This is a genomic window from Peribacillus sp. NPDC101480 (assembly GCF_050277335.1).
GTDB lineage: Bacteria > Bacillota > Bacilli > Bacillales > DSM-1321 > Peribacillus.
This window is the reverse complement of record NZ_JBNNSB010000005.1, coordinates 329,837-354,094: the sequence shown is the minus strand read 5'-3', so window position 1 is coordinate 354,094 and position 24,258 is coordinate 329,837. Positions and strand designations below refer to the sequence as shown.

Genomic DNA, 24,258 nt, shown 5'->3' with positions numbered 1-24,258 from the left:
GCTGCTTTTTTTATGTGAATTTCATTAAAAAAACTTCTTTTTACCTTTTTCTTCTTTTAAAATCTCCACAGCTTCTCTGAACCTCATCGAATGGATAATTTCCCTCTCACGCAAAAACCTGAGTGAATCATTGATATCAGGATCATCCGAGATATCGATCAACCATTGGTAGGTTGCTCTGGCCTTCTCTTCAGCGGCGATGTCTTCATATAAATCTGCAATGGGGTCGCCTTTGGCTTGGATATATGTGGCAGTAAATGGATTTCCTGCTGCGTCATGATAAAAAAGGGCACTATCATGATTGGCATAATGGTCACCTAGGCCAGCTGCAGCCATCTGCTGAGGGGTGGCGTCTTTTGTAAGCTTATAAATCATCGTGGCGATCATTTCGAGATGGGCAAATTCTTCCGTTCCGATATCCGTAAGCAGGCCAATCACTTTATCAGGAATTGTATATCGTTGATTTAAGTATCGGAGTGCTGCAGCCAACTCGCCATCAGCACCCCCGTATTGTTCTATTAAATATTTTGCCAATTGAGGATTACAGTCTCTTACTTTAACTGGATATTGCAGCTTCTTTTCATAAACCCACATAGATATCTCTCCTTATACCTGCCATGGCCAAGGGCCTTGGCCCCATTCCCATTTATTTTCACCGCCTGGACTGTTTCCAAAACCCAATAATGGACCATATTTAGGCTCAAAAACCGATTTCAATTGTTTGGAGTATTCATGAAATTGATTGAATTGCTGTAATGCTTGCTGATCATTAGGATGTGTATCCAAATAAAGAGTCAACTCGACAAGTACGAAATCCGCAGCCTGTATTTGTTCAAGCAACTGATAATATTCATCATCCAGTTTCTTATTCATTTATGTCTCCCTTTCCCGATATGGATTATCATAAAAATCATAAAAGAATTTCCAAAGTGTACCGTATTTCAAAGCTTCTTCCGGTGTGAACTGCTCCAAATTCGGCGGTTGGAAATTAATATACAAATTAGGAGGTGTCCTGTAGTACTTTCTCCCAATAGGCGGGCACGGATCGAATTTACTATGGAAAGGTTTATATGATTTAACTAAGGTAAAAGTCTTTTCGCGAGTCAAAAAAATACCTCCTTTGTAAAGATATAGCCTTTAAATTTTTATGCCTGGGTAATGCATAATATGACTTCCCTGGTCTGGAAAGGAAATTATCTGGAAAATGATGTTTTTTCAGAATATTATAAAATCTTGTTATGGTCCCGTTATCTTACTGTGATGTTTGTCATCTATTCTTTATCTGTTTGTTCTTTGTATAGAAAAAAACTATGTTAAGATTTAACTCGTAGCTTATAAAGCAGCTCACAAGGAGGTAACAACATATGAAAAAATCAATCTTATCGTTAGCGGCAGCCGCTGCAATATCCGGTGCATTTACAATTCCGGTACAAGCAGAGGATGTCAAAGTGAAAGATGGAGACACATTATGGGGGATATCTCAAACATATAAAGTATCAATAGAAGATATTAAGTCTTGGAACGATTTGTCTTCTGACGCTATTTATGCCGGAGAAACCATACATATTTCTCAAGAAAAGCATTATAAAGTAAAGTCAGGGGACACATTATCGGGAATTGCACACAAATATGATGTAGCAGTAAATGATATTAAATCTTGGAACGGTTTAAATTCAGATACAATCCATCCTGATCAAGAGCTGGTCATTAAACCAGCAGCTAACAAAGTCGAAGCTGCAAGTGTAGAGCCTGCACAGAAATCAGAGCAAGCTCCACAATCAGAGCAAGCTGCACCAGCAGAACAATCCAAGCCAGCAGAACAAACGAAGCCGGTTGAACAATCGGAACCAGTTGAACAATCGGAACCAGCAGACACAAACAATGAATCCCAAGATCAAGCAGAAGCTGGAAAAGAGATTACTGTTAGTGCAACAGCCTATACGGCTGATTGTCAAGGCTGCAGCGGAACAACAGCCACAGGAGTGGACTTGAAAGCTAATCCTGATGCAAAGGTAATTGCCGTGGACCCTTCAGTCATTCCACTAGGATCAAAGGTTTATGTTGAAGGTTATGGCTATGCAACGGCAGCCGATACAGGCAGTGCCATCAAAGGGAATAGAGTGGACATATTTGTTCCAAACCAACAGGATGCAGTGAATTGGGGCGTTAAAAACGTTAAAGTGCAAATCCTGAATTAATTTAACCATGCAAAACATGTTTATATATTTAAAAAGCAGACACAGGCATAATGTGTCTGCTTTTTTTGTCCTTTAGGTTGTCGGGAAAAGCAGGTACAATGGAAGAAGTAGATCCTTATAAATCCTTAGAAGGTAAATAGGAGGAATAGTGAATTGATGGAAAAAGCACGTGAATATTTACAAGAGTACTTTGGTTATGAGTCATTCCGAAAAGGTCAGGAACAGATTATCGAACAGGTATTGGGAGGAATAAACACGGCGGGAATCATGCCTACCGGCGGAGGTAAATCAATATGTTACCAAATTCCAGCCCTTCTGTTACCAGGTGTAACACTCGTTATATCCCCACTAATTTCCTTGATGAAGGATCAAGTAGATGCCCTCGAACAAACTGGGATTGATGCCACGTTTCTTAATAGCTCCATTTCTGGGTTGGAATCATCCAATAGAATGAACGATATTAAACACGGAAGATATAAGTTGGTTTATTTGGCGCCGGAACGATTGGAAAATCCTGCATTCCAACAGGATTTATTTAATGTGGATATTTCATTGGTAGCCATCGATGAGGCCCACTGTATATCTCAATGGGGTCATGACTTCAGACCAAGCTATTTAAAAATCAAAACCTTATTGAAAAACATGCCATCAGCTCCGACAGTACTGGCATTAACCGCAACAGCCACGCCGCATGTGACGGAAGATATATGTCAGTCGCTCGGAATAACAGAGGAGCATACAATATCAACTGGATTTTCCAGAGATAACCTGTTCTTTTCCGTAGTGAAAGAAGAAAATCGCGGCCGGTTTTTAATGCGCTATTTAGAGAAAAACAAAAATGAATCGGGTATCATCTATGCAGCCACTAGGAAAGAAGTCGATTCCTTGTATGCGAAGCTTATCAAAGCGGGATTCAAAACAGGTCGATACCATGCTGGAATGAATGAAAAAGACCGTTCGGAACAGCAAGATCAATTCATTCGTGATGACATACCCTTGATGGTAGCGACATCTGCCTTTGGTATGGGGATCGATAAATCGAATGTTAGATACGTCATCCATTACCAGACTCCAAAGAACATGGAGAGTTATTACCAGGAAGCGGGCCGTGCAGGGAGGGATGGTTTGGATAGTGAATGTATCCTTTTATATTCCCCTCAAGATATGCAGATACAGCGTTTCTTGATTGATCAATCAAATCCCTCGCAGGAGTGGCAAGCCCAGGAATTGAAGAAATTGAACAGAATGAAGGATTATTGTTTTACCGAAGGGTGTTTGCAAGCCTTCATTCTGCGATACTTTGGAGAAGAAAACCCGGAAGATTGCGGTCATTGCGAAAATTGTACAGATAAACGTGACTCTGTTGAAGTAACTATACAGGCACAGATGGTCCTTTCATGCATGTTGAGAATGGGTGAGCGATTCGGTAAAACGATGATTTCCCAAGTTCTTACGGGATCACGCAATAAGAAAATTGAAGAGTTCGGATTCCAGAAGCTCTCAACCTATGGAATCATCAATGATCAATCAGCGAAGGATGTTGGTGATTTCATTGATTTCCTGACAGCAAAACAGTATATCGAAATGACGGGCGGACAGTTTCCGGTTCTTAAAGTTACCAATGCTGGCAGGGAAGTGCTTTTGGGACAGAAAAAAGTACTGCGTAAAGAAATAAAAAAAGTAAGCAGCATCAGTGCTGATCATGGGCTGTTTGAAGAGTTGAGGCAGTTAAGAAAAGAATTGGCAAGTACGGAAAATGTACCTCCATTCATTATTTTTTCCGATGCATCCCTGAAAGATATGGCCGTCAAACTGCCGAAGACGGAAGAGGAATTCCTAGAAGTGAAAGGGGTGGGGGTGCAGAAATTCGAACGCTTCGGAGCTGCGTTTTTACAAGTGATTTCCCAGTATGTACAGGCACATCCTGAATTAGAAACGAATACTATGGTTACAAAGGAAACGGTAAAAAGAGCAACTAAACCATCTCACTTAGAAAGCTATCGCTTATATCAGGAAGGTAAATCAATCAAGGAAATAGGGACATTGAGAGGATTGTCTGCCATTTCAATTGAAAATCATTTATTAAAGTGTGCAGAAGAACACTTGGATATCAATTGGGATGAGATTTTCTTGGAGAAAGATTTTAATCTTGTTTTGGAAACTGCGAAACAATTGGATTCTGACAAATTGAAACCATTAAAAGAAGCGCTGCCTGAGCATATTTCCTACTTTATGATTAAGGCAATCTTGGTTAAAGCAGGACTGGAAAACGAAATGTGTTAAGGTTTTTTGGATAATTTTTTCATTGAATAAATAAGAATATGGTTTAATGCGTATACTAGGAATGATAAAAAGGTGAAATTTCGCGCCTTTAATCAGATTCTTTATATAAAAAAGAGGAGGTTGCTCATGTATTTTGGTAAAAAGAATTCAGAGGAACCAGAAATCGTTATGGAAGATACGATAGTATATGCGTGCGGATCAGCAGATTGTAATGGTTGGATGAGAAAAGATTTTGCCTCGGAAAACTATGATTGCCCAATGTGTGGAAGTCAATTAGTTGAGGAAGTCAGGGAACTTCCTAAAATTGAAAATGAATATAATGCGTTTAAATAAAAGAGGTGAATCTTAGCCTCTTTATTTTTTATTTTAAAAATGAAGTAGGGCGGAGTGGTTTTATTCTGGATTAATGCTTTACATATAAAAATATGTGTGGTATCATTAAATTTCAGTGTTATGAAAAGGAAGCACTGGAGGGTAATTTAAAGTAACATTTTTATTAATAAAATAATTTTTCATCATTTTCATGATGAAGTAGAATCAAGTTAAACATATCTAGAAAAAAGAAATACATGTAATCACCAAGTATTTTCCTCGATCCATTTCTGTTCTTCATTAACTTACTTCTATGTACCATTTGTCTTTTGGAATTTAATCTACCCAATTGGAATTACGGACGGTTTTAATTAATAAACATGTACTTACAAGCTTTTATCTGATTCTCGCAGGCACGGTCTAGGAACCGTATGGATGGGAGAGAGGCAGGGCTTTCATTGTTTTAGGTTTTGGCATTAAAAATTACTCTCATGCTCGATGTTCCATCGAACGAGCAGGAAGAACCATATGAAATGGATTCTTAAACAGCGCAGTCTCGATTATCTTGAAGGGTAAGTCAGGGACTGTGTTTCATTTTGGGGACTACTTTCTTTTTTAGAATCTTTCCTCAAATATATAAAGCATATATATGTTATAATGGATATGAGATATGAAAAATTCATGTCGTAATCTCAAGTTCTTACCATTCAAAAAGTTTGGTTGAAAGAACAATGATCATACTTAGATTTGCGAATGGGTATTTACTCACAATTTAGATTAAACGCCATCTATTCTTCTTTTATCTTTATGGCTTGTGATCTGTTAAGCAGGACGGAGTCAATTCAATTCTAAGGAGTGAGATATATGTATAGAAGAAATAATACGGAAGAAATCATTCCTGAAGAAACAAAGGTGTGGGAATGTACATCAGAAGATTGCAAAGGTTGGATTCGCGATAACTTTACAAGTAATGATGAACACGTTTGTCCGTTATGTAGCAGCGAGATGAAACCCGGCACCAGAATGCTTCAAGCAATCAACAATCCAAGAAACTATTAAGGTCATAAAAAAAGCTGAAGGGGATTCTCCCTTCAGCTTTTTTTATCTTTTTGCCAATTGGATCAAGCAAAAAGCAGGTGAATGATTAGTGGATATCTTTTTTCTTGAATCGACCGCCTCGAACTTCCGCGATATCCCCAACGGCAAGAAATGCAGATGGATCGAAACTTTTGACTATCTCTTTAAGTTTAGCTTCCTCAAGCCTGTTTATTACACAAAAGATGACTTTTTTATCATCACCAGAATATGCACCTTCACCAGCTAAAAAGGTTACGCCCCGTCCAAGGCGATTCATTATGGCATCACCGATATCATTAAATTCATCACTGATAATCCAAACAAATTTGGATTCGTCCAAACCTGCGATGACGATATCCATCGTTTTATATGCCACGAAGTAAGCAATGATCGAATACATGGCACGATCCCACGAGAATACGAAGCCCGCACTGCCAAGGATGAATAAATTAAAAAACATGACGATCTCCCCAACGGAAAAAGGGAGCTTCTTGCTAGCGAGTATGGCAAGTATTTCTGTACCATCCAATGAGCCGCCATATCGAATGACCATTCCAACACCAATGCCAAGAATCATTCCGCCGAAAGCGGACGCTAGGAGGATATCTTGAGTGAAAGCTGGTACATGATGAAGCAATGTAGTGGTAATGGAAAGGACTAAAATTCCATAAAGGGTAGATAATGCGAAGGTTTTGCCGATTTGTTTATAACCGATAAAAAAGAAAGGAAGATTCAAAATGAATAGAAAGATTCCGAGCTTCCATCCAGTAATGTAAGATAACATAATCGATATACCCGTTATGCCCCCGTCGATTACGTTATTCGGCACTAAAAAAATCTCGAGGCCGACAGCCATTAAAACTGCACCAATTGTAATTAGTAGACCTCTTTGTAAAACTTGTCTCAGTGTTAATTTTTTATGCTGGGTCTTCTTATGCATAATTTCTGTTGTACTTGCACCTGCCAGGTCTGACATAATCATGCCCCCCACTCCTTCTCTCTATATAGGTTCTATTTAATTATAAACCTATAGGTATAATTAAATAAAGAAATTAACATTCTTGATTAATATATTCTCGAATAATTATTTTTGTTATTGATAATGTCCTGCAATGATGAAGCAGGGTTGAAAATGCTTGTCAATACCATGTAATCCTATTCTACTCCTTACAAAACAATAGTATTTCTAATTTTTATGATTTTATGATGGAATCCAGCATTTTCTTGAGATATAAGGAGCGCCGAAATAGTCAGTGTGTAAATATATAGGAGTAAGGAAATAAAAAACCTTTGAGGTACTATGGATTTCCATTACAATATAGGAGAATAGAACGTTTGAGGTGGTCAAGTAAAAAAATGGAACAATCAATTGTGGCATCAAATCCTGTCCTCTTTATGATTGCAGTACTTTTGATAATAATGGCGTGCTATACGGCGTTGGATTTACTGACAACATTACTGACGATAGAGAAATATAAACGCCTGGTGTATATTGGGAGCAGCTGCTCTATGGGAGTGGCTATTTGGACGCTTAATTTTGTGGTCATATTCACCCTTGATAATTCAGGAATGGCAGCATACAACATTGCTACAATAATTTTTTCGTTAGCATTGGCGATAGCTCTCGCAGGAGTTGGGTTATTGGCCATATCGTATAAGACACAAGTGTTGCAAATCGTTTTTTGCGGCTTCATGTTTACGATGGCCATTTTATCCAATTATATAATGGGAACATCTTCTTTAAACCATTCTTTGCACTTTAGCCCATTGTCGGTCTTCAGTACGCTTTTAAGTATCTTTAGTTTATTTGTAGCAGCACTTGCAATATTATTTTATTTTAATAAATTAAGTCAATCCTCGCTAAAGCCAATCAGTACTCTCTTGATGAGCGGGGCAATCATTGAAGGCTATTATCTTTTTTTAAGAGTGTTACCGATGAACACGAAAAATGAAACGGGTGAATTTGTTCCACTCACCCCATTTATGCTTTATCTTACATGCTTCGTTTCATTATTCATCCTTGCCAGCTTGATCGCTTCAAGTACGATAGTTGGCAGGCGGTTGGCAAAAAGCGACAATACTGTGAGCGATATCCGTTCTGCTTTAGATCAATCGGCGATAGTCGCCATCACGGATGCAAAAGGAATCATTACATATGTTAACGAAAAATTCCTGGAAATATCACAATATGAAAAACATGAACTAGTAGGGAAAAATCATTCCATCATCAATTCTGGTTATCATACAAAAGAATTTTTCGCTGACCTATGGCTAACGATCAGCCAAGGGAAAACATGGCATGGTGAAATATGCAACCGGGCTAAAGACGGTAATGTTTATTGGGTGGATACAACTATCGTTCCCTTTATGAAAAAAGGTAAGCCATATCAATATATTTCGATCCGTTCAGATATTTCCAGTCGTAAAAAAGCAGAAAATGCACTAAAGGGGTCAATCAAGGAACTGGAGGATATGCAATATGCAATCAACCAATCCTTGATTGTGGCGATTACCGATGATAAAGGAGTCATTATCGAAGTGAATGATAAGTTCTCCGAGGTTTCCGGTTATGGGAGAGATGAACTGCTAGGCCATACACATAAGATAGTTAATTCTGGATACCATTCAAAGGAATTCTTTGAACATATGTGGAAAACCGTCCATGAACGGAAAGTTTGGCATGGTGAAATTAGAAACAAGGCGAAAGACGGCAGTTTTTATTGGGTCGATACAACAATTGTTCCATTTTTCAGCGAAGAAGGAAAGCCATTTCAGTTTCTGGCACTTAGATATGATATAACTGAGCGTAAACAATCGGAAGAGATGCTCCATCGGCAGGATAAATTAGCCGCTGTCGGTCAGCTTGCTGCTGGAGTGGCACATGAAATACGAAATCCGCTGACCTCCATGAAAGGGTATACGGAATTTTTGCAATTAGATGAAACGGACGAAAATAAACTGGAATATCTGGAAATAATCATGGACGAAATCAATCGTGTGAATGAGATAGTTGAAGAGTTCTTGCAATTGGCCAAACCACAGGCCTTGATATTAGAATCGAAGAATCTTGTGCCGGTCATTCAAAACGTCGTATCTTTGACGGATTTTGAAGCCAGGAAGAAGAACATCACGCTAATTTCGGATTTCAATGAAGAAGAGATCCTCGTTCGTTGTGATGAGAATCGATTAAAACAAGTCATTTTGAACTTCATTAAAAATGGTATGGAGGCTATGCCTGACGGTGGGTTCATAAAAGTCATGACTGAACTTAAAGAGGATAAAGTGCATATATCCATTACCGACACAGGAATTGGGATGCCGCCAGAGCAGCTTAAGAGACTGGGAGAACCATTCTTCACAACGAAAAAAACTGGTAATGGGTTAGGTCTCATGATCAGCTTTAAAATCATAGAAAGCCATTTGGGAAATGTCTTTGTCGAGAGTGAGGTCAATAAAGGTACAGTCTTTAATATCGTGCTCCCTATTTAATATCAATAATAGGAAGCAATGATTGAAATCAACAACTTTAAGAAGCTGTCTGCGTGGGGGAACTGGATTTGGATAAACAAAAGCATGTCAATATTATTAGCTTGAAGGTATTTTACTTATTTTCTTTTTTTGCAGTGGGAAGTTTAACACCGTTATTAAGCGTTTATTTGGCCAATGAGGCTGGCTTGTCCGGTATTGAAATAGGTACGATCATGTCTGTTGGACCGATAGTGATGATCGTTTTTCAACCTTTTTGGGGAATTGTCTGTGATTGGAGCGGGAGACCAGCAAAAATACTGGCAATTACATCGTTGCTTGCTGGTGTATTCGGTTTAGGCTACCTACTGTTCGAGCACTATTTACTAATCGTATCCGTCGCAATCGCTTTGGCTATCTTTCAAAGTGCGATAATACCGGTTTCAGATAGCATCACCCTTCAATATACAACAAAAATCAAATCGAATTATGGGAAAATCCGTTTATTCGGTTCACTTGGTTACGGTGTGGCCGTTTTTGTAATGGGAAGGCTATCTGAATCCTTCATGGGTCCTTCAGTGATATTTTATGCCTTTTTCTTCGGTCTTTTGATTGCGGCTAGTCTAGCTCTTCGTTTGCCTGAAGAGACACCTGGTGAAAAGGTGAAGCTTTTCGGTGGAATGAAAGAATTGATCACCATGAAACGGTTTCTTATCTTTCTTGCCATAACGTTCCTGCTATTTGGTCCTAATCTCGCAAATAATGTATACTATGGTTTGTTTGTAGAGGCAAGGGGAGGGACATATACAGGAATTGGCATTGCTTTCCTTTTAGCTGTATTATCGGAAATCCCCTTTATGAGAATCGCAGGTACCTGGATTCATAAAATAGGCCTGCTGCCAATTACCTTACTGGCTGGAACGGCCTCATTGGTCCGCTGGGTTTTGTACTTCACCGAACCAAGTTTGGCTACCGTATATGTGACTTCGATCATTCAAGGGTTTTCACTTGGCTTATTCATTCCTGCAGCTTTACAATATATCAGGGAAGTTGTCCCTGCACGAATAACAGTAACAGCAATAACGCTTTATTCCGCCATTGGCAATGGATTGGGTAACTGGTTCAGTACCTTCAGCGGCGGGATAATATTGGAGAAATCTGGAATATATGCTGTCTATTTATTTTATGGTTTACTCACGCTGATCGGGATGCTGCTTACAATATGGCTCATGAGGTTAGATATAAAATTAAAAGTATTGGGAAAACCCATAGGTAAAATAGAAAAATGATGGAAAATATACCGAGGGACCTCTTAACCTTTCATGGTGAAGAGGTCTTTTTTACTTGTCTCTCAACAAGTTTGAGAGAATGCCTGCTAAATGATCAAGCAGAAAACGCGAATGGGATTCATCCAATCCCTCAGACTGTATGCAAACTTGATTAAAAGTTTTTTAAGGATTTTTAACCGTTGATAGGAACCTAGGGCACTCGCTCCAATCACCTTTCTTATAAAATTTAGATAGAATCCCTTTTGTAACCCCTTTCAGCCTTTTTTAAAAAGGAAAGGCTTTTATTAATTGGAATTTTTACCCATAACAATCAGTTTTTTGTTTTTGGAAATAATATGATTTAATGGAAGGTAGAGAATGAATGGAAGGATGAGTGTTTTGAGCAAACCAAAAGTGTTGGCTGCTACCATCGTATCAGCTCTTATCGGCCTGTTTTTTTTATTTTGCCTTGGATGGGCGATTACTGACCATTACGGAAAAGGAACTTCCGATAGAGAAGTAATGGAAGAAACCCCCATTAAAAATGATCTTCCTGATGATTTTACGGTAGTGGCATTAGGCGATTCATTGACACGCGGCACAGGTGATGAAACAGGGAAAGGCTACGTTGGACTTGTTGTTGAAGATTTGAAGAGCGAGTACAATAGAAAACCAATCATTCATAACCTCGGAATTAATGGACAAGTGTCTAAAGAATTGGTGCAGCAAGTGAAACAACCGGAAGTGAAGCGCCAAATCCAGGCAGCTGATGTTATTTTAGTTACAATCGGGGGTAACGATTTATTTCAAAAAGGCCAGACCCTGCTTGAATATGATCGTGAAGCTATATCTTTATCACAAAAGAATTTCTTGGGAAATTTAGATGAAATTTTTAAAGATATCAATAAAGCCAATGATACAGCTACCATTTTATTGCTTGGGCTATATAATCCGTTTATAGATTTGGATGAAGACTTTGATACGAACCGCATTGTTCGTGACTGGAATAATGAAACGGCAGAAGTTGTGGCTCTTTATAAAAATGCAATTTTCGTTCCAACATTTGATTTATTTCAATTGTCGGTAAATGAGTATTTGTATTCGGATAAATTTCACCCTAATAAGAAGGGGTACCGTTTAATTGCTGATAGAGTTGCTCCTTTAATAAAATGGGAGGATGTGAAACGATGAAACAGGTGACATTGTCTGTCAGGGACTTGAGAAAAAGGATTGGCAAAAGGGAAATTATTAAAGGAATAGATTTTGAGCTGAATGAAGGTGAGGTTTTCGGCTTTTTAGGACCGAACGGAGCAGGCAAGACGACGACGATCCGCATGTTGGTCGGTTTGATTAAGCCATCCTCAGGTTCCATCCATATATGCGGATATGATGTCCGTCAGGAATTTACGAAGGCTATGAAGCAAATGGGCTGCATCGTTGAAAATCCAGAGTTGTATCCTTTTTTGAGCGGATGGGATAATTTGCTCCACTTTGCAAGAATGTTACCTGAAGTTGATGAAACAAGAATGATCGAGGTTGTTGAACTCGTCGGTCTGCAAGCGAGAATTCACGATAAAGTGAAGACTTATTCGTTAGGTATGAGGCAGCGCTTAGGAATCGCGCAGGCAATGCTGAACAGCCCTAAGCTCTTGATTTTGGATGAACCGACCAACGGTCTAGATCCTGCCGGAATCCGTGAAATGCGGCAATTCATCAGAAAGTTGGCTGAAGAAGAAGGTATGAGCGTTCTGGTTTCTTCACACTTATTAGGTGAAATACAGCAACTTTGTGACCGGGTTGCAATTATTAAAGGGGGGGAAATTATTAAAACGGATACGGTGGAAAGCTTATTATCCACGCAGGAGCGGATATTTTGGCGGGTGGAACCTATACAAAAGGGAGCGGAAATTCTTAGCAGCTTCACCGAAATTACCATAGATCAAAAATATATCATTACAGCCTATGATGAACTCAGAACACCCGAATGGAATGCTGCACTTAACCAAGCAGGGGTGAGGGTGCATGAAATGAATCGAAAGCTCCCGGGATTGGAAGAATTGTTTTTGCAAGTTACCGGTGTCGGAGGTGCAGGCATTGAATAACTTGATTCAAAATGAAATGATGAAGTTGTTGGCAAAGAAACGATTAATCATAATCGGTATCATCGTGGGAATTTTAGTGCTGATGTTTACATATGCCCAATACAAACAAGTGGAAGAGCAGCGGAAGAAGTTGGGAACTGATGATTGGCGTTCAGCTCTTCAGCAGCAAATCATTGATACTCAAAATCGTTTGGGCTCGAATAGGATGCTCGATGAGTGGCGTGAACAGCTGCAAGTTAGTCTGAAGCAGCAGCAATATTATCTAGATCATGATATCAATCCCTCAGAACCAGGCGCAGCCACCTTTACACGCATGTTTTTGGAAAATGCAATCGATTTGTTCATTCCGCTGTTGATCATGATTGTGGCTAGTGATATGGTTTCCTCCGAAAGCAGTCAAGGGACAATCAAGCTTTTGTTGACCAGGCCAGTGGAGCGCTGGAAAATCTTATTGAGCAAATATGTAACATTATTATTATCAGTTTCGATTATCGTCGCGATGACAGCCTTATTATCTTACCTTTTATCAGGTATCGTTTTCGGATATCAAGGATGGGGGGCTCCTGTAATAACCGGATTCGAATTGAATGGGGCTGACGTGGATGTCAGTCAAGTAAGGTTAGTGGAACAATGGAAATTCCTATTGATGGATTTGGGACTTGTCTGGCTGGTGGCGGTTGTTGTAGGAACCCTTTCTTTCATGCTTTCGGTTTTAGTGAGAAGCACCCCTGCAGGCATGGGCATCATGCTGGCTGCATTAATTTCCGGGGCTATATTGAACAATATGGTTTCATCATGGGAATCAGCGAAATACTTTTTTATGGTGAATTTGAAATTGACCGCTTACATCAGCGGTACGGCTCCACCGATTGAAGGGATGACTTTATTATCCTCCGTCATTACTCTGCTCGTTTGGTGGGCGCTTGCTTTAATCGTATCTTTTACAGTATTTACCCGGCGGGATGTATACTGAGAAACAGCCTAACAAATTATAGGTTGTTTCAGTTTGTTGACATAGATGGTTCGGGAGTTTCGCACCCCGAACATGATTATAAAAGAAGACTCGGTTTAACTGGCTAGCCGAGACCCCCTATAGATGCTTGGAACACAGTCGGCGGAAAGGGAGCGGATTTAAAGCGGGGACCGCAAAATAACGGCTCCAGAGTCCGAATAATGAAGTGAGGTCGAAAAAATTCGTGGACGGTCGAATAAAGTGCAGGGAAGGTCGAATAAAGTGCAGGGAAGGTCGAATAAAGTGCAGGGAAGGTTGAATAACTGCGTGGACGGTCGAATAAAGTGCGGTGAAGGTTGAATAACTTACGTGGACGGTCGAATAAAGTGCGGTGAAGGTCGAATAACTGAGTGAACGGTTGAAAAAAGTGCGGTGAAGGCCGAAAAACTGCATGATCGGTCGAAAAAAGGTGCCTTGACTGTCGAAAAAAGTCATCTGTAACTTTTTTAAAGAACTGTAGGCAAACTCGCTTTCGAATCTTTCTTACTGTCTGTAACAGCCTATATAAATTATAGGTTGTTTTTTATTTTCTCGTACAGGGTATCCTTTAAAAAACAGTATGTTCAAATTAGGAGGATTATAAATGGATGATAATCATTTGAATAAAAAATTCATGCCAATGACTTCAGTTTCCAGTGGAGATGTACAGATTATAAATGATGAAATATATTGTCTGTCCGTCCAAATAGTTAATGTAATTTTTATAGGGTCATCCAAAGATGATGAATGGGTATTGATAGATGCAGGGATGCCGCGTTCAGCAGAGGTAATAAAGAAAACTGCTGAAGAAATATACGGACCGCAAAATCCACCTGCCGCGATTATTTTGACACATGGACATTTCGATCATGTTGGTGCATTGATTGAGTTAATGGAGTATTGGAATGCTCCTGTCTATGCCCACATTAAAGAAATGCCTTATTTAACGGGACAGGAAAATTACCCCGAACCTGATCCTACTGTTGAAGGGGGAATGGTCGCTAAAATTTCATGGGTATTTCCGAATGAGGGAATCAACCTTGATGAAAAAGTTCAGCCATTGCCTGATGATCATAGTGTTCCCGGGCTTCACGATTGGAAATGGGTTCACACCCCTGGCCATTCGAAAGGACATATATCACTTTTCCGTGAAAGTGACCGAAGTTTGATTGCTGGAGATGCTTTTGTGAATGTCAGGCAAGATTCCCTATACAAGGTTATCACTCAGGAGAAAGAAATAGCAGGCCCGCCGCGGTATTTGACAACCGATTGGGAGGCTGCCAAGGAATCGGTAAGGTTATTGGAAAGTCTGAAGCCGACTGTTGCCATAACGGGACATGGTTATCCTGTAGAAGGGAAAGAACTGGAAATGGGTTTAGCGAAGCTTGCAAAGGAATTCGATTCATTAGCTAAACCGGATCACGGGAAATATGTGGAATGAAGCGTGAACGAGTTCCATGAATAATTTCTCTTCAGAAGTCAAAAATAAACAAGCAACTTATGAAAAATGGAGGGATTTCCGTGACTAATTTAAGAGATATCATGACAACAGACGTGGACTGTTGCACTGCGGAAGATAATATATATGAAGCAGCAGTCAAAATGAAGAATGATGATGTTGGTGTCATTCCTGTTTTGGAGAATAACCATTTAATTGGTGTTATAACAGACAGGGATATTGTCATTCGCTGTGTTGCCGAGAAAAAGCCGAATTCGACTAGAATTACCGATGTCATTACCACCAATCTTGTAACAGGCACGCCTGATATGTCAGTGGAGGAAGCTGAGGATTTAATGGCTACCGAACAAATCAGAAGGCTCCCTATCATTGAGAATGACAAGCTGGTCGGAGTCGTGGCATTAGGTGATCTTGCTGTACACCAACAGTCAAATTCAATGGCTGGAAATGCTTTAAGTTCAATTTCCGAAGACAGAGACCAAATTCAACACTAAAAACAAAAACTCTGTTAGCTTTTGCTAACAGAGTTTTTATTTTTAAAGATATTTATTGAACCATCCTTTGATTTCCTCAACATGTTGCAAGCGCATTTTTGGAGATCCGCTTCGGGATACTTCATGAGTTTCATCTGGGAAAGAAACAAGTACCGCTTCTTTATTTTGACGTTTTAAGGCGACAAAAAATTGCTCGCTCTGTTCAATGGGACAGCGGAAGTCCTTATCACCGTGAAGTAAAAGTAAAGGGGTATTCACATTGGAGACATATTTTAATGGCGAGTGCTGCCATAATTTTTCAGCAGAGTTAACGATATCGCCGCCAACTTCCCACTCTGTAAAATAATAGCCAATGTCACTGACGCCATAAAAACTTAGCCAGTTACTTATGCAACGCTGAGTCACAGCGGCCTTGAAGCGGTTGGTATGTCCGATGATCCAATTTGTCATGAACCCTCCATAACTTCCTCCGGATACCCCTAAATTTTCATGGTCTATAAAATCATACGTAGCTAAAACGTGATCAACTCCAGCCATTAAGTCTTTATAATCCATGCCTCCATAATCTCCCCGGCAGGCATTTACGAAGTCTTGGCCATATCCTATACTCCCGCGCGGGTTAGTGAACAATACAGTATACCCTTCATTAGCCAAGGTCTGGAATTCATGAACATAGGTATTGGCATACATCATATGCGGTCCGCCGTGGATTTCTAAAATGAGCGGATATTTTTGATTTCCATCAAAATCGGTCGGTCTCATGATCCAGCCGTGGATGGTAAGTCCATCAACGGATTGGAATGTTATTGGTTCAGCCGTGGACAAATGTTTATCCTTCAAAAAATCCTCATTAACAAAACTGATTTGTTCCTTATCACCATTGGTAAGGTTATAGGCAAAGAGATCGCCGGGATGAACAGGTGTGCTGATGGCCACGACGGCACGGTGGCTTTCGGGATCTATAGTCAGGCCGTATATATGCTGCGGGTCAAGGATTGATGGGTACATTGCTCCTTCAATCGAACCATAATATACCCCGGTATTTCCATAATCACTTATTAAAAAGTAAAAACCTTGGCTATCGTTTGTCCACAATATACCTGGGTCGACGGCTCCGATTTGGAAATCCCCAATTGCGGAATCGCCTATTTGGACGTCCCATCCATCGGTCAAACATTGAGTCGTTTGATCGAAAATGGAATATAACCAGATATTTGAAAAGGTGGCACCGGCAAATTCTTTATTATGGCCAATGAAAGATAGATGCTCGCCATTTGGAGACCATTTCGGATCTCTAAAGAAACCTGTACTATCCGTTATCTTCTCTAAAGATTTCGTTTCAAGGTCCATGATGAAAATATCGGAAAAAAGTTCATCATCACTTCTTTCTGCATCCCCGCTTATGAATGCAATATGCTGTCCGTCTGGGGACCATGCATTCGGTTGATGATCCACATTGTTTTCCGTTAGCAGTGTGGATTCTCCCTTAAAAATGTCCACTATAACCAGCTGCTGATATAACTGATCAAAATAGCCTCTTCCATCCCATTTATACTTAATCCGGTCATACCTATTAACTTTTTTGGTCAAATCATTTTCCTTATCCGTATTAAGGTTTTCGTCTTCCTTTAACCCGGTAGAAAGCAGTAACTTGGTGGAACAAGGAGACCAAATAGGTTTTGATGCGCCGTTAACGAAATGGGTCAACTGGCGAGCTTCCCCACCAATGCTCCCAATAATGTGGACTTGTTTTTTCCCTGATCTGTCTGAAATAAAGGCGATATGCTTTCCGTCTGGGGACCAGGCTGGTGATGTATCACGATTATCCCCAAACGTCCATTGCTTTGTTTCATTCGTAATCAGGCTGAACATAAACAGATTGGAAATGTATTTTTCCGTTTTTTCATCGATTCTGGTTTGGACATAAACCGCCATACTGCCATCCGGTGATAGCTTTGGATCGGTCACTGATTTCAAGTGAAATAAGTCTCTTGCTGTTATACCTATTTTGTTCATCCTTTTCACCCTTTCATTTCTCATAGTTATGTATTTCGCTAAAGAGAAATATAAATCCTTTAGTAAATGGTAAACGCGTAAGGTTTATTTATCAAGGACGAAAGAAATGAAAAAAATCCGGCCTTTTCGTCAGGTCGGATCATCAGGATATATAGGCGAAAAACTTACAATTACTTATGCATGTGTCGTGTATGTGGGCGGTGCGGCGGTATTTGGAAATTATGTTCTTCCATCATTTTATAATGTTGTTCAAAATGTGAAACCATTTTATCGGCTTCTTCTTTTGATAGCGCGCCATACTCAACATATTTTTGGATCAATATCTTTTTGTCAGCGAGTATCTGCTTTTGGATCTTGGCGATTTCAGATTTTTGAGCATCAGTGAATTGTACACGTTCCGTTTTTGCTTTATTTTCCTCTGCAGCTGGGTGATTCAGGTTGACTAAGAATAGGGAACAGGCTGTTAAACAGATGACTAAAAACTTTTTCATGAATGAACGACTCCTTCTTTTGTTTTTTTGCCTTATGAAGAATTGAAGAGCATTTAAAACCTGAAAGTCTCTTCCTTGTAAATGTTTTTCTTTATGGAAGATTCCTTATTCTTTTATTATCATTTACAGCATTTACAGTTTTATGTAAAAAAATAGGTGAGGGTTTGTTAAAGAAAGATATGGGTAATTTAAATGTAAGCACAAAATTTTGATGTAACTTCGAAGAAAGGGGGGATTATGATCTGGACGATTATTGGTGTAATAATATTATTATGGGTTCTTGGTCTGGTTTTTAAAGTGGCTGCAGGCTTTATACATATCTTGCTTATCATCGCGGTCATTCTCATTTTGGTTAAAGTTTTTAAGGGAAGGAATCGAGTGTAGATATGTATCAAAGGCTAACGTGGAAAAGTTTAAAACAACAATTTGAAAGGCGGCTTGGTGAGCAGGCCGCCTTTTAATTTTCCGTTATGCTGTCAATCGTAAGGAAGTGGCTGGCCTAACAGCCTCTTATGAATCCATATCGCTGCTTGGGTGCCATCCCCCATTGAAATGGTGACTTGTTCTGAATGGGCAACGAGGTCACCGCCTGCCCAGACTCCTTTAATATTCGTTTCTTTAGTCCGGGGATGAATCAAGACATGTTTGTTTTCATTGACTTGCACACCTAATTGTAGGGCTAGGTCATTATTTAGTTTGTTCCCTTTAAACGCCGTGAATGCTTTTTCAGCCTCGATTATTTTACCGGAGACCAATTCTATGCCCGTTAGCTGCTGTTTGTCGTCGACATGAACCTCACAAACTTCTTCTTCGATTACGGGAATCTGATTTTCCTTCAATTTTTCCTTATAATCATCATCAATTTTTGATTTCAAATGATTTACGTAAATGATATCCTTTGACCAATATAAAAGTGTAAGGGCCATGCCCGCACCAGTATTTCCGCCTCCAAGAACAACGGTTTGCTTATCCATGATCTCATACCCATCACAGTCAGGGCATATATATGTGGATGTCCCAAGAGTTGGATAGATGTTTTTGATTGGAGGAATGTTATCGGTAATGCCGGTACCGAGAAAAATCATTTTTGCTTGATATTGCCTGTCATTCTTTGTTTGGATAAAAAACTTGTCCTGTTTTTTTTCTAGAGCTGTCACTGTATCATCCAAGAATTCGACACCGAATTTTTCAGCGTGCTGTCTGCCAAGCGTCCTTAATTGTTTACCGCTTACCCCATCCGGCCATCCAAGAATGTTATGGTAAGCCTTGGCAATGGAGGAGCGGCCTTGAGAAGAATCAATGACGATAATATTATGTTTATATCTTCCGAGCTGTATAGCTGCCTGAATACCGGCTATACCTCCACCAATAATAATGCAATCTGCTTGTTTCATGAATTCACCGCCCATAAATTTGGAATAAACCTAGTGTTATTCTATCTGTAAAAAATATACCACTAGTCGCTGGCGCCTAAACAAAAAAGGAGGAAGTCCGCCAGCTGGCGGACCTTCCTCCTTTTCAGTTAATGCCTGTATCATTGTTCCTGTATTGGTTCGAGCCATTCTTGTGCCCAATTTTGAATTTCGTTCATTACCGGTGCAAGAGCCTTGCCTTTTTCAGTTAAAGAATATTCAATCCTGACCGGTGTCTCTGGATATACATCCCTTTTAACAATACCTTCAATTTCCAAGTCCTTTAAACGTTCGGAAAGAATCCTGCCGCTTATCGGGAATGCAGATTCAATATTACAAAACCGTTGAGGGCCATTAAGTAATTGATTGACAATCAATCCAGTCCAGCGTTTACTCAAGATTTGCATTCCTTTTTCAAATCGTGGACAAAGTGTCGTATTATTCATCTTATCACCTCATTATTAATATATTATAATGCATTTACCTCATATGTAACAACTTTACCGATAATTATTTAGTTACTAGAGATGTTAAAGTATAAGAAAATTATGAGCTTACTTTAAGTATCATGAAAAGAAATTCGCCTCATAATTGCCACATTTTAAAAAAATGCGCTTTTAAAAAATGTGTTCTTTAGGGATACCGAGAAAAATATGTTATTTTAATATTGAAGTTAAAGTTTTACAAATGGAAGGGTTCGTGGGAAAGATGAGTGATTTACTGCAAGAGGCCGTATCCTTTATCAGGACAAGTTATCCGGAAATATCGAAAACGGAAGAGGACATGGATGGCAGGATTGAACAAATCAAAAAGGAAATAGATGAAACAGGCAGATATGAACATACATATGAAGAATTGGTTTATGGTGCTAAATTAGCTTGGCGTAATAGCAATCGTTGCATAGGGCGCTTTTTTTGGGAGTCGCTGAGGGTAATTGATAAAAGGATGATTCAAAGCGAAGAAGAAATTGTATCGGCACTCTTTGAGCATATCGATTATGCAACGAATAATGGGAGCATCAGACCCGTGATTACAATTTTCAAACAAAAAGATCATGATCGAAAAGTGGATATTTGGAATCATCAGCTTATTCGATATGCAGGATATGAGACGGAGCATGGCGTAATCGGCGATTCAAGTTCAATAGCATTCACCAAGCAATGTATGGCATTGGGATGGGAAGGGAAATTCGGACGTTTCGATATTTTACCCCTTGTAGTCCAATTGGACGGAAAAACCCCTAGTTTACATGTCATGCCTGAAAGCCTCGTTAAAGAAGTTCAAATCACCCACCCTGAACTGACATGGTTCAAAGATCTTCAAATCAAATGGTATGCAGTTCCAATCATATCTGGAATGAGGCTGGAAATTGGCGGTATTACGTATTCAGCTGCACCATTTAATGGGTGGTACATGGGAACGGAAATCGGTGCCAGGAACCTTGCTGATGAAGAACGCTACAATATGCTACCGGTAATCGGGGAGAGGATGGGCTTGGATATTAAACGTGATTCAAGTTTATGGAAAGATCGAGCCCTTATCGAACTGAATGAAGCAGTCCTTTATTCGTATAAAAAACACGGAGTCAGCATTGTTGATCACCATACAGCAGCTAAACAATTCAAGAAATTCGAAGAAAAAGAAACCACTTGTAACCGGAAAGTTACGGGGGACTGGACCTGGTTAATTCCGCCTGTTTCTCCAGCCACAACCCACGTTTTTCATCAGCCATATAATAATGAAATAATGAAACCTAATTTCTTTTATCAAATTCCTCCATATAAATAAAGGTTTACATTTATTGGCGTTGGGTATATATATAGCAAGCCAATAAATAAGGGGGAAGGTAATGATGGCATTAGGAAGAAACGTGGTATTACTAGGAGTCGGAGTTGCCGGAGTCTCATTTTTATCGAATAAAACGAACAGAGGAAAAGTGAAGGACATATGGTCCAATGCAAAAACAAAAACATTAGGCTTTTGGAATAGGACGGCTTCAGAACTAGATCCTGTAATTGAAAAGGCAGGTCACCCTGATCCATATGATCATGACGATAATAAAATGGTGGATGAAGGCGCCATGTATGGTGTTCACTATTATAATAATGCTAAGCATGGATAAAGTTATCAGACGCTTGGGGAAACCTAAGCGTTTTTTTTTGTGGTAGTTTTTATTATATTTTCCAACCCTTAAAAACTGATAATTGCGAATTTAAAACAGGGAACCAAGGTATTAAATTCGTTATTGTGCTTTAAAAGAATAAGGATTAAGATTAAAGAATCGAAAGGAAGTGGATACGAGTGAGCAGCAGTTCTTATGATCCTGAACCCAGAAAGCAAGAGGAAGCCAATATGATGCTAGAAGTCGAGACTGTTATTCTCCCTGAGTATCTGCTCGAAGAAGGTAAATAAGGCTTTCTCTATAGAAGAGGAGGTCAAGAAATGATTGAAATCTACAAGACGGATGAAAACCGACACCTAAACAAGATCGAGGAAATGACAAAAGGTTCCTGGGTGAACATTGTCGCGCCCACAGAATCTGAAATAGATTATATATGCACGACTTTGAAGTTACCGATCAATTTCATGAAAGATCCGTTGGATGATGAGGAAAGGCCTCGAATTGAAAAAGAGGATGATAATGTTTTAATTATTGTCGACTTCCCATATTTGACAAGGGACGAAGCCGACTTACCGATTTTTGAAACAATACCTATAGGGATGATTTTTACCAAAGACTGTTTCATTACGGTATCTTTGAAAGAAACACCGATATTGGCGAATTTCAAAAACAATAAGATAAAAGGATTTTTCACCAATAAGAAAACAAGGTTTGCCTTACAATTACTATTTGAGATTTCATCCTATTATTTACGTTACCTGAAACAGATTAACAAGATGACTAATGAAGCGGAACGTGAATTGCATCAGTCCATGAAAAATAAAGAATTATACACTTTCCTGGCTTTGGAAAAAAGCTTGGTTTATTTTACGACATCATTAAAATCCAATCGCGTAGTACTTGATAAGATCCTCCGTTTTAATTATTTGAAAATGTATGAAGAAGATAAAGAATTGCTTGAGGATGTAATTATCGAAAATGCTCAGGCAATTGAAATGGCAGAAGTGTATCTATCCATTCTTAGCGGTATGATGGATGCATTCGCTTCAATCATTTCCAATAATGTCAATAATGCGATGAAGTTTCTAACCTCCGTGACCATTATTTTGACGCTTCCGACGATGGTGGCAAGTTTTTACGGAATGAATGTGGAACTGCCGTTTGAACATAATCGGTTTGCATTCATATTTACATTATTAATTGCCATTACATTGGCGGGGACGACGGCATTCATTTTTTGGAAGAAAAAATATTTTTAAAATTAACCAGCTTATTAAGCCGGTTTTAGACTGTAGACAAATTCGATGTAAATCGAGTTTGTCTACAGTTTTTATTAGGGTTTGTGCAATTTGAGCATGATTTCCACTCCAGGCACTCGCTTTTCCCGCAAGAGTCTCGTACACCCGCTCCAATCAACTTTGTTCTAACTTTTATATAGAACCCTTACGGCCCTTACCTACGAACCATTTGGTTCGTAAAATTGAGGCTGCCAAGCCGGTTTAATCTTATTCCTCAAAAAAATCAGCAAATCCTTCACTGTTAATTCGATCGGAATAAGGGTTCTCATCTTTTACATTCTTTGCATCCAAATTTGTTTTAATCACTAAACGGGGACTCTGTGATGCTTCTCTGATGATACGGTCGTTCAACTCTTTAAAATCCGGTACATTCTTATTGCCGGGTCTGTTTGGTTCCAATTAAACCACCTCCATTTGTATCTTGGCAATAAAGGATGGGGTGTATTCATGAATATTATTAGGATTGGGAAGGATAAGGACTGAGGAGGAGATCATTATGACCAAATGGAACGAGCAAGCGGCTCGCAATAATAATTTAAGGGCAAGTGATTTAAACCCGGCTGGAGCCGATAAAGCAAAAATGGATCCAAAAACAATTGATGGTGATCGATTGAATGATCTAAAGATTCAACGGGAAATCATAAAGCAAAATATATAAGGGAAGCCCGATTGTCATGGAATTCCGTCTTCATGATACGCAAAAAAAACGCTTGGTTTATCTGCCAAGCGTTTTCCACTGCATTCTTATCAAGAACGCTTTTGCTTTTTAAGTGAAGAGGGTTGAGTGAAGGACCCGGTTTCTTTCGTAGTGGTGCCTTGCCCCTCTACCTGAGAAGACCCTAAACGGGTTTGAGAAGCATCTTTTTTGTTTTTTCCATTCATGTTTATCACCTCGATATTACTTTCCCTTTTTCCTTTGCATCCTATACATATATTTAAGGTGAAAAGGACAGGTTAGAAGGTAGAGGAGGTGTGTGTTGATGTCAAAAATCGGTGTTGAAGAATCATTAACGAATATTCAGGAAGCACTTCGTGAAAAAGGTTTTGATGTTGTGGAGATTAAACAAGAAGCTGACGCAAATAACGTGGATTGTTGTGTGGTAACAGGTTTGGAAAGTAATGTAATGGGTATAAGCGATACTTCATTTAAAGCGTCTATCATTGAGGCAAATGGTTTAACTGCTGATGAAGTGTGCCGCGAGGTTGAAAATAAAATGAACGCCATTCAATAGTTCAAAAAGTGCCTAAACCGATATAGGGTTAGGCACTT

Annotated in this window: 27 protein-coding genes; 17 read left to right on the top strand and 10 right to left on the bottom strand. The window is 39.3% G+C overall.

Annotated elements, in window-relative coordinates; genetic code table 11:
- Positions 1-24: 24 nt before the first annotated feature.
- The 3 genes from cotJC to ACQKMF_RS18780 are packed head-to-tail and all read right to left on the bottom strand — an operon-like array spanning position 25 to position 1,107.
- Positions 25-594, bottom strand: coding sequence for a spore coat protein CotJC (cotJC, locus tag ACQKMF_RS18790; protein ID WP_101225121.1), 570 nt, complete (start codon positions 592-594; stop codon positions 25-27).
- A 12-nt stretch (positions 595-606) separates the two neighbouring features.
- Complete coding sequence (locus ACQKMF_RS18785) at positions 607-873, bottom strand: spore coat protein CotJB (RefSeq protein WP_063234474.1); 267 nt, start codon at positions 871-873, stop codon at positions 607-609.
- Complete coding sequence (locus tag ACQKMF_RS18780) at positions 874-1,107, bottom strand: spore coat associated protein CotJA (RefSeq protein WP_063234475.1); 234 nt, start codon at positions 1,105-1,107, stop codon at positions 874-876.
- A gap of 257 nt (positions 1,108-1,364) precedes the next feature.
- On the opposite strand from ACQKMF_RS18780, the gene ACQKMF_RS18775 reads away from it, so the two are divergent.
- The 4 genes from ACQKMF_RS18775 (at position 1,365) to ACQKMF_RS18760 (ending at position 5,852) form a co-directional block, all read left to right on the top strand.
- Positions 1,365-2,198 carry a LysM peptidoglycan-binding domain-containing protein gene (locus ACQKMF_RS18775; protein ID WP_402937351.1) on the top strand — a complete coding sequence of 278 codons (834 nt, stop codon included), beginning with the start codon at positions 1,365-1,367 and terminating at the stop codon, positions 2,196-2,198.
- 156 nt (positions 2,199-2,354) lie between these two features.
- Positions 2,355-4,481 carry a DNA helicase RecQ gene (gene recQ / locus ACQKMF_RS18770; RefSeq protein WP_402940061.1) on the top strand — a complete coding sequence of 709 codons (2,127 nt, stop codon included), beginning with the start codon at positions 2,355-2,357 and terminating at the stop codon, positions 4,479-4,481.
- Between the two features lie 126 nt (positions 4,482-4,607).
- Positions 4,608-4,814, top strand: a complete 207-nt coding sequence (locus tag ACQKMF_RS18765) for a cold-inducible protein YdjO-related protein (protein ID WP_061463486.1) — start codon at positions 4,608-4,610, stop codon at positions 4,812-4,814.
- A gap of 843 nt (positions 4,815-5,657) precedes the next feature.
- On the top strand, positions 5,658-5,852 hold the full coding sequence (locus ACQKMF_RS18760; protein ID WP_034307294.1) for a cold-shock protein: 195 nt from the start codon (positions 5,658-5,660) through the stop codon (positions 5,850-5,852).
- 85 nt (positions 5,853-5,937) lie between these two features.
- Here the strand turns inward: ACQKMF_RS18760 and ACQKMF_RS18755 are convergent, their stop codons facing one another.
- On the bottom strand, positions 5,938-6,810 hold the full coding sequence (locus tag ACQKMF_RS18755) for a YitT family protein (protein ID WP_397315077.1): 873 nt from the start codon (positions 6,808-6,810) through the stop codon (positions 5,938-5,940).
- Positions 6,811-7,226: 416 nt separating this feature from the next.
- On the opposite strand from ACQKMF_RS18755, the gene ACQKMF_RS18750 reads away from it, so the two are divergent.
- The 7 genes from ACQKMF_RS18750 to ACQKMF_RS18720 all read left to right on the top strand — a co-directional run bounded on the left by ACQKMF_RS18750 (position 7,227) and on the right by ACQKMF_RS18720 (position 15,649).
- Positions 7,227-9,359 carry a PAS domain S-box protein gene (locus ACQKMF_RS18750; RefSeq protein ID WP_402937349.1) on the top strand — a complete coding sequence of 711 codons (2,133 nt, stop codon included), beginning with the start codon at positions 7,227-7,229 and terminating at the stop codon, positions 9,357-9,359.
- 68 nt (positions 9,360-9,427) lie between these two features.
- Entirely contained in the window at positions 9,428-10,624 is a 1,197-nt protein-coding gene (locus ACQKMF_RS18745) for an MFS transporter (protein WP_402937347.1), read from the top strand.
- Between the two features lie 378 nt (positions 10,625-11,002).
- Complete coding sequence (locus ACQKMF_RS18740; protein ID WP_402937345.1) at positions 11,003-11,794, top strand: SGNH/GDSL hydrolase family protein; 792 nt, start codon at positions 11,003-11,005, stop codon at positions 11,792-11,794.
- Positions 11,791-12,705 (top strand): ABC transporter ATP-binding protein, encoded by a 915-nt coding sequence (locus ACQKMF_RS18735; protein ID WP_230175807.1) that lies wholly within the window; start codon positions 11,791-11,793, stop codon positions 12,703-12,705. Before ACQKMF_RS18740 ends, ACQKMF_RS18735 begins: the two co-directional genes overlap by 4 nt.
- Complete coding sequence (locus tag ACQKMF_RS18730) at positions 12,698-13,678, top strand: ABC transporter permease (RefSeq protein WP_402937343.1); 981 nt, start codon at positions 12,698-12,700, stop codon at positions 13,676-13,678. Before ACQKMF_RS18735 ends, ACQKMF_RS18730 begins: the two co-directional genes overlap by 8 nt.
- 622 nt (positions 13,679-14,300) lie before the next feature.
- Positions 14,301-15,137, top strand: a complete 837-nt coding sequence (locus tag ACQKMF_RS18725; protein WP_402937341.1) for an MBL fold metallo-hydrolase — start codon at positions 14,301-14,303, stop codon at positions 15,135-15,137.
- Positions 15,138-15,217: 80 nt separating this feature from the next.
- On the top strand, positions 15,218-15,649 hold the full coding sequence (locus tag ACQKMF_RS18720; protein WP_402937339.1) for a CBS domain-containing protein: 432 nt from the start codon (positions 15,218-15,220) through the stop codon (positions 15,647-15,649).
- A 42-nt stretch (positions 15,650-15,691) separates the two neighbouring features.
- Here the strand turns inward: ACQKMF_RS18720 and ACQKMF_RS18715 are convergent, their stop codons facing one another.
- The gene (locus ACQKMF_RS18715) at positions 15,692-17,665 is read right to left on the bottom strand and encodes a S9 family peptidase (RefSeq protein ID WP_230175809.1); all 1,974 of its coding nucleotides are present in this window, start codon (positions 17,663-17,665) and stop codon (positions 15,692-15,694) included.
- Positions 17,666-17,835: 170 nt separating this feature from the next.
- Positions 17,836-18,156 carry a YckD family protein gene (locus tag ACQKMF_RS18710; protein WP_101225110.1) on the bottom strand — a complete coding sequence of 107 codons (321 nt, stop codon included), beginning with the start codon at positions 18,154-18,156 and terminating at the stop codon, positions 17,836-17,838.
- A 237-nt stretch (positions 18,157-18,393) separates the two neighbouring features.
- On the opposite strand from ACQKMF_RS18710, the gene ACQKMF_RS18705 reads away from it, so the two are divergent.
- Positions 18,394-18,540, top strand: a complete 147-nt coding sequence (locus ACQKMF_RS18705) for a lmo0937 family membrane protein (RefSeq protein WP_157831131.1) — start codon at positions 18,394-18,396, stop codon at positions 18,538-18,540.
- 92 nt (positions 18,541-18,632) lie between these two features.
- On the opposite strand, the gene ACQKMF_RS18700 is transcribed toward ACQKMF_RS18705, so the two are convergent.
- Both ACQKMF_RS18700 and ACQKMF_RS18695 read right to left on the bottom strand, forming a co-directional pair.
- Entirely contained in the window at positions 18,633-19,550 is a 918-nt protein-coding gene (locus ACQKMF_RS18700; RefSeq protein WP_101225324.1) for an NAD(P)/FAD-dependent oxidoreductase, read from the bottom strand.
- A 140-nt stretch (positions 19,551-19,690) separates the two neighbouring features.
- Positions 19,691-20,014: a winged helix-turn-helix transcriptional regulator gene (locus ACQKMF_RS18695; RefSeq protein ID WP_101225109.1), complete on the bottom strand. Its 324-nt coding sequence runs from the start codon at positions 20,012-20,014 to the stop codon at positions 19,691-19,693.
- 262 nt (positions 20,015-20,276) lie between these two features.
- Between ACQKMF_RS18695 and ACQKMF_RS18690 the strand changes: the two genes are divergently transcribed.
- From ACQKMF_RS18690 to ACQKMF_RS18680, 3 genes are all read left to right on the top strand, one after another.
- Positions 20,277-21,356 carry a nitric oxide synthase oxygenase gene (locus tag ACQKMF_RS18690; protein ID WP_427574411.1) on the top strand — a complete coding sequence of 360 codons (1,080 nt, stop codon included), beginning with the start codon at positions 20,277-20,279 and terminating at the stop codon, positions 21,354-21,356.
- Between the two features lie 61 nt (positions 21,357-21,417).
- Positions 21,418-21,690, top strand: a complete 273-nt coding sequence (locus ACQKMF_RS18685; protein WP_101225108.1) for a hypothetical protein — start codon at positions 21,418-21,420, stop codon at positions 21,688-21,690.
- Positions 21,691-22,010: 320 nt separating this feature from the next.
- Positions 22,011-22,949, top strand: a complete 939-nt coding sequence (locus ACQKMF_RS18680; protein ID WP_101225107.1) for a magnesium transporter CorA family protein — start codon at positions 22,011-22,013, stop codon at positions 22,947-22,949.
- 246 nt (positions 22,950-23,195) lie between these two features.
- Here the strand turns inward: ACQKMF_RS18680 and ACQKMF_RS18675 are convergent, their stop codons facing one another.
- Entirely contained in the window at positions 23,196-23,387 is a 192-nt protein-coding gene (locus tag ACQKMF_RS18675) for a hypothetical protein (protein ID WP_101225106.1), read from the bottom strand.
- Between the two features lie 97 nt (positions 23,388-23,484).
- Between ACQKMF_RS18675 and ACQKMF_RS18670 the strand changes: the two genes are divergently transcribed.
- Entirely contained in the window at positions 23,485-23,646 is a 162-nt protein-coding gene (locus ACQKMF_RS18670) for a hypothetical protein (protein ID WP_157831130.1), read from the top strand.
- A gap of 89 nt (positions 23,647-23,735) precedes the next feature.
- Here the strand turns inward: ACQKMF_RS18670 and ACQKMF_RS18665 are convergent, their stop codons facing one another.
- Positions 23,736-23,870 (bottom strand): YuzL family protein, encoded by a 135-nt coding sequence (locus tag ACQKMF_RS18665; protein WP_101225105.1) that lies wholly within the window; start codon positions 23,868-23,870, stop codon positions 23,736-23,738.
- A 98-nt stretch (positions 23,871-23,968) separates the two neighbouring features.
- Between ACQKMF_RS18665 and ACQKMF_RS18660 the strand changes: the two genes are divergently transcribed.
- Positions 23,969-24,220 (top strand): YkuS family protein, encoded by a 252-nt coding sequence (locus ACQKMF_RS18660; protein WP_101225104.1) that lies wholly within the window; start codon positions 23,969-23,971, stop codon positions 24,218-24,220.
- The last annotated feature ends 38 nt before the right edge of the window (positions 24,221-24,258 follow it).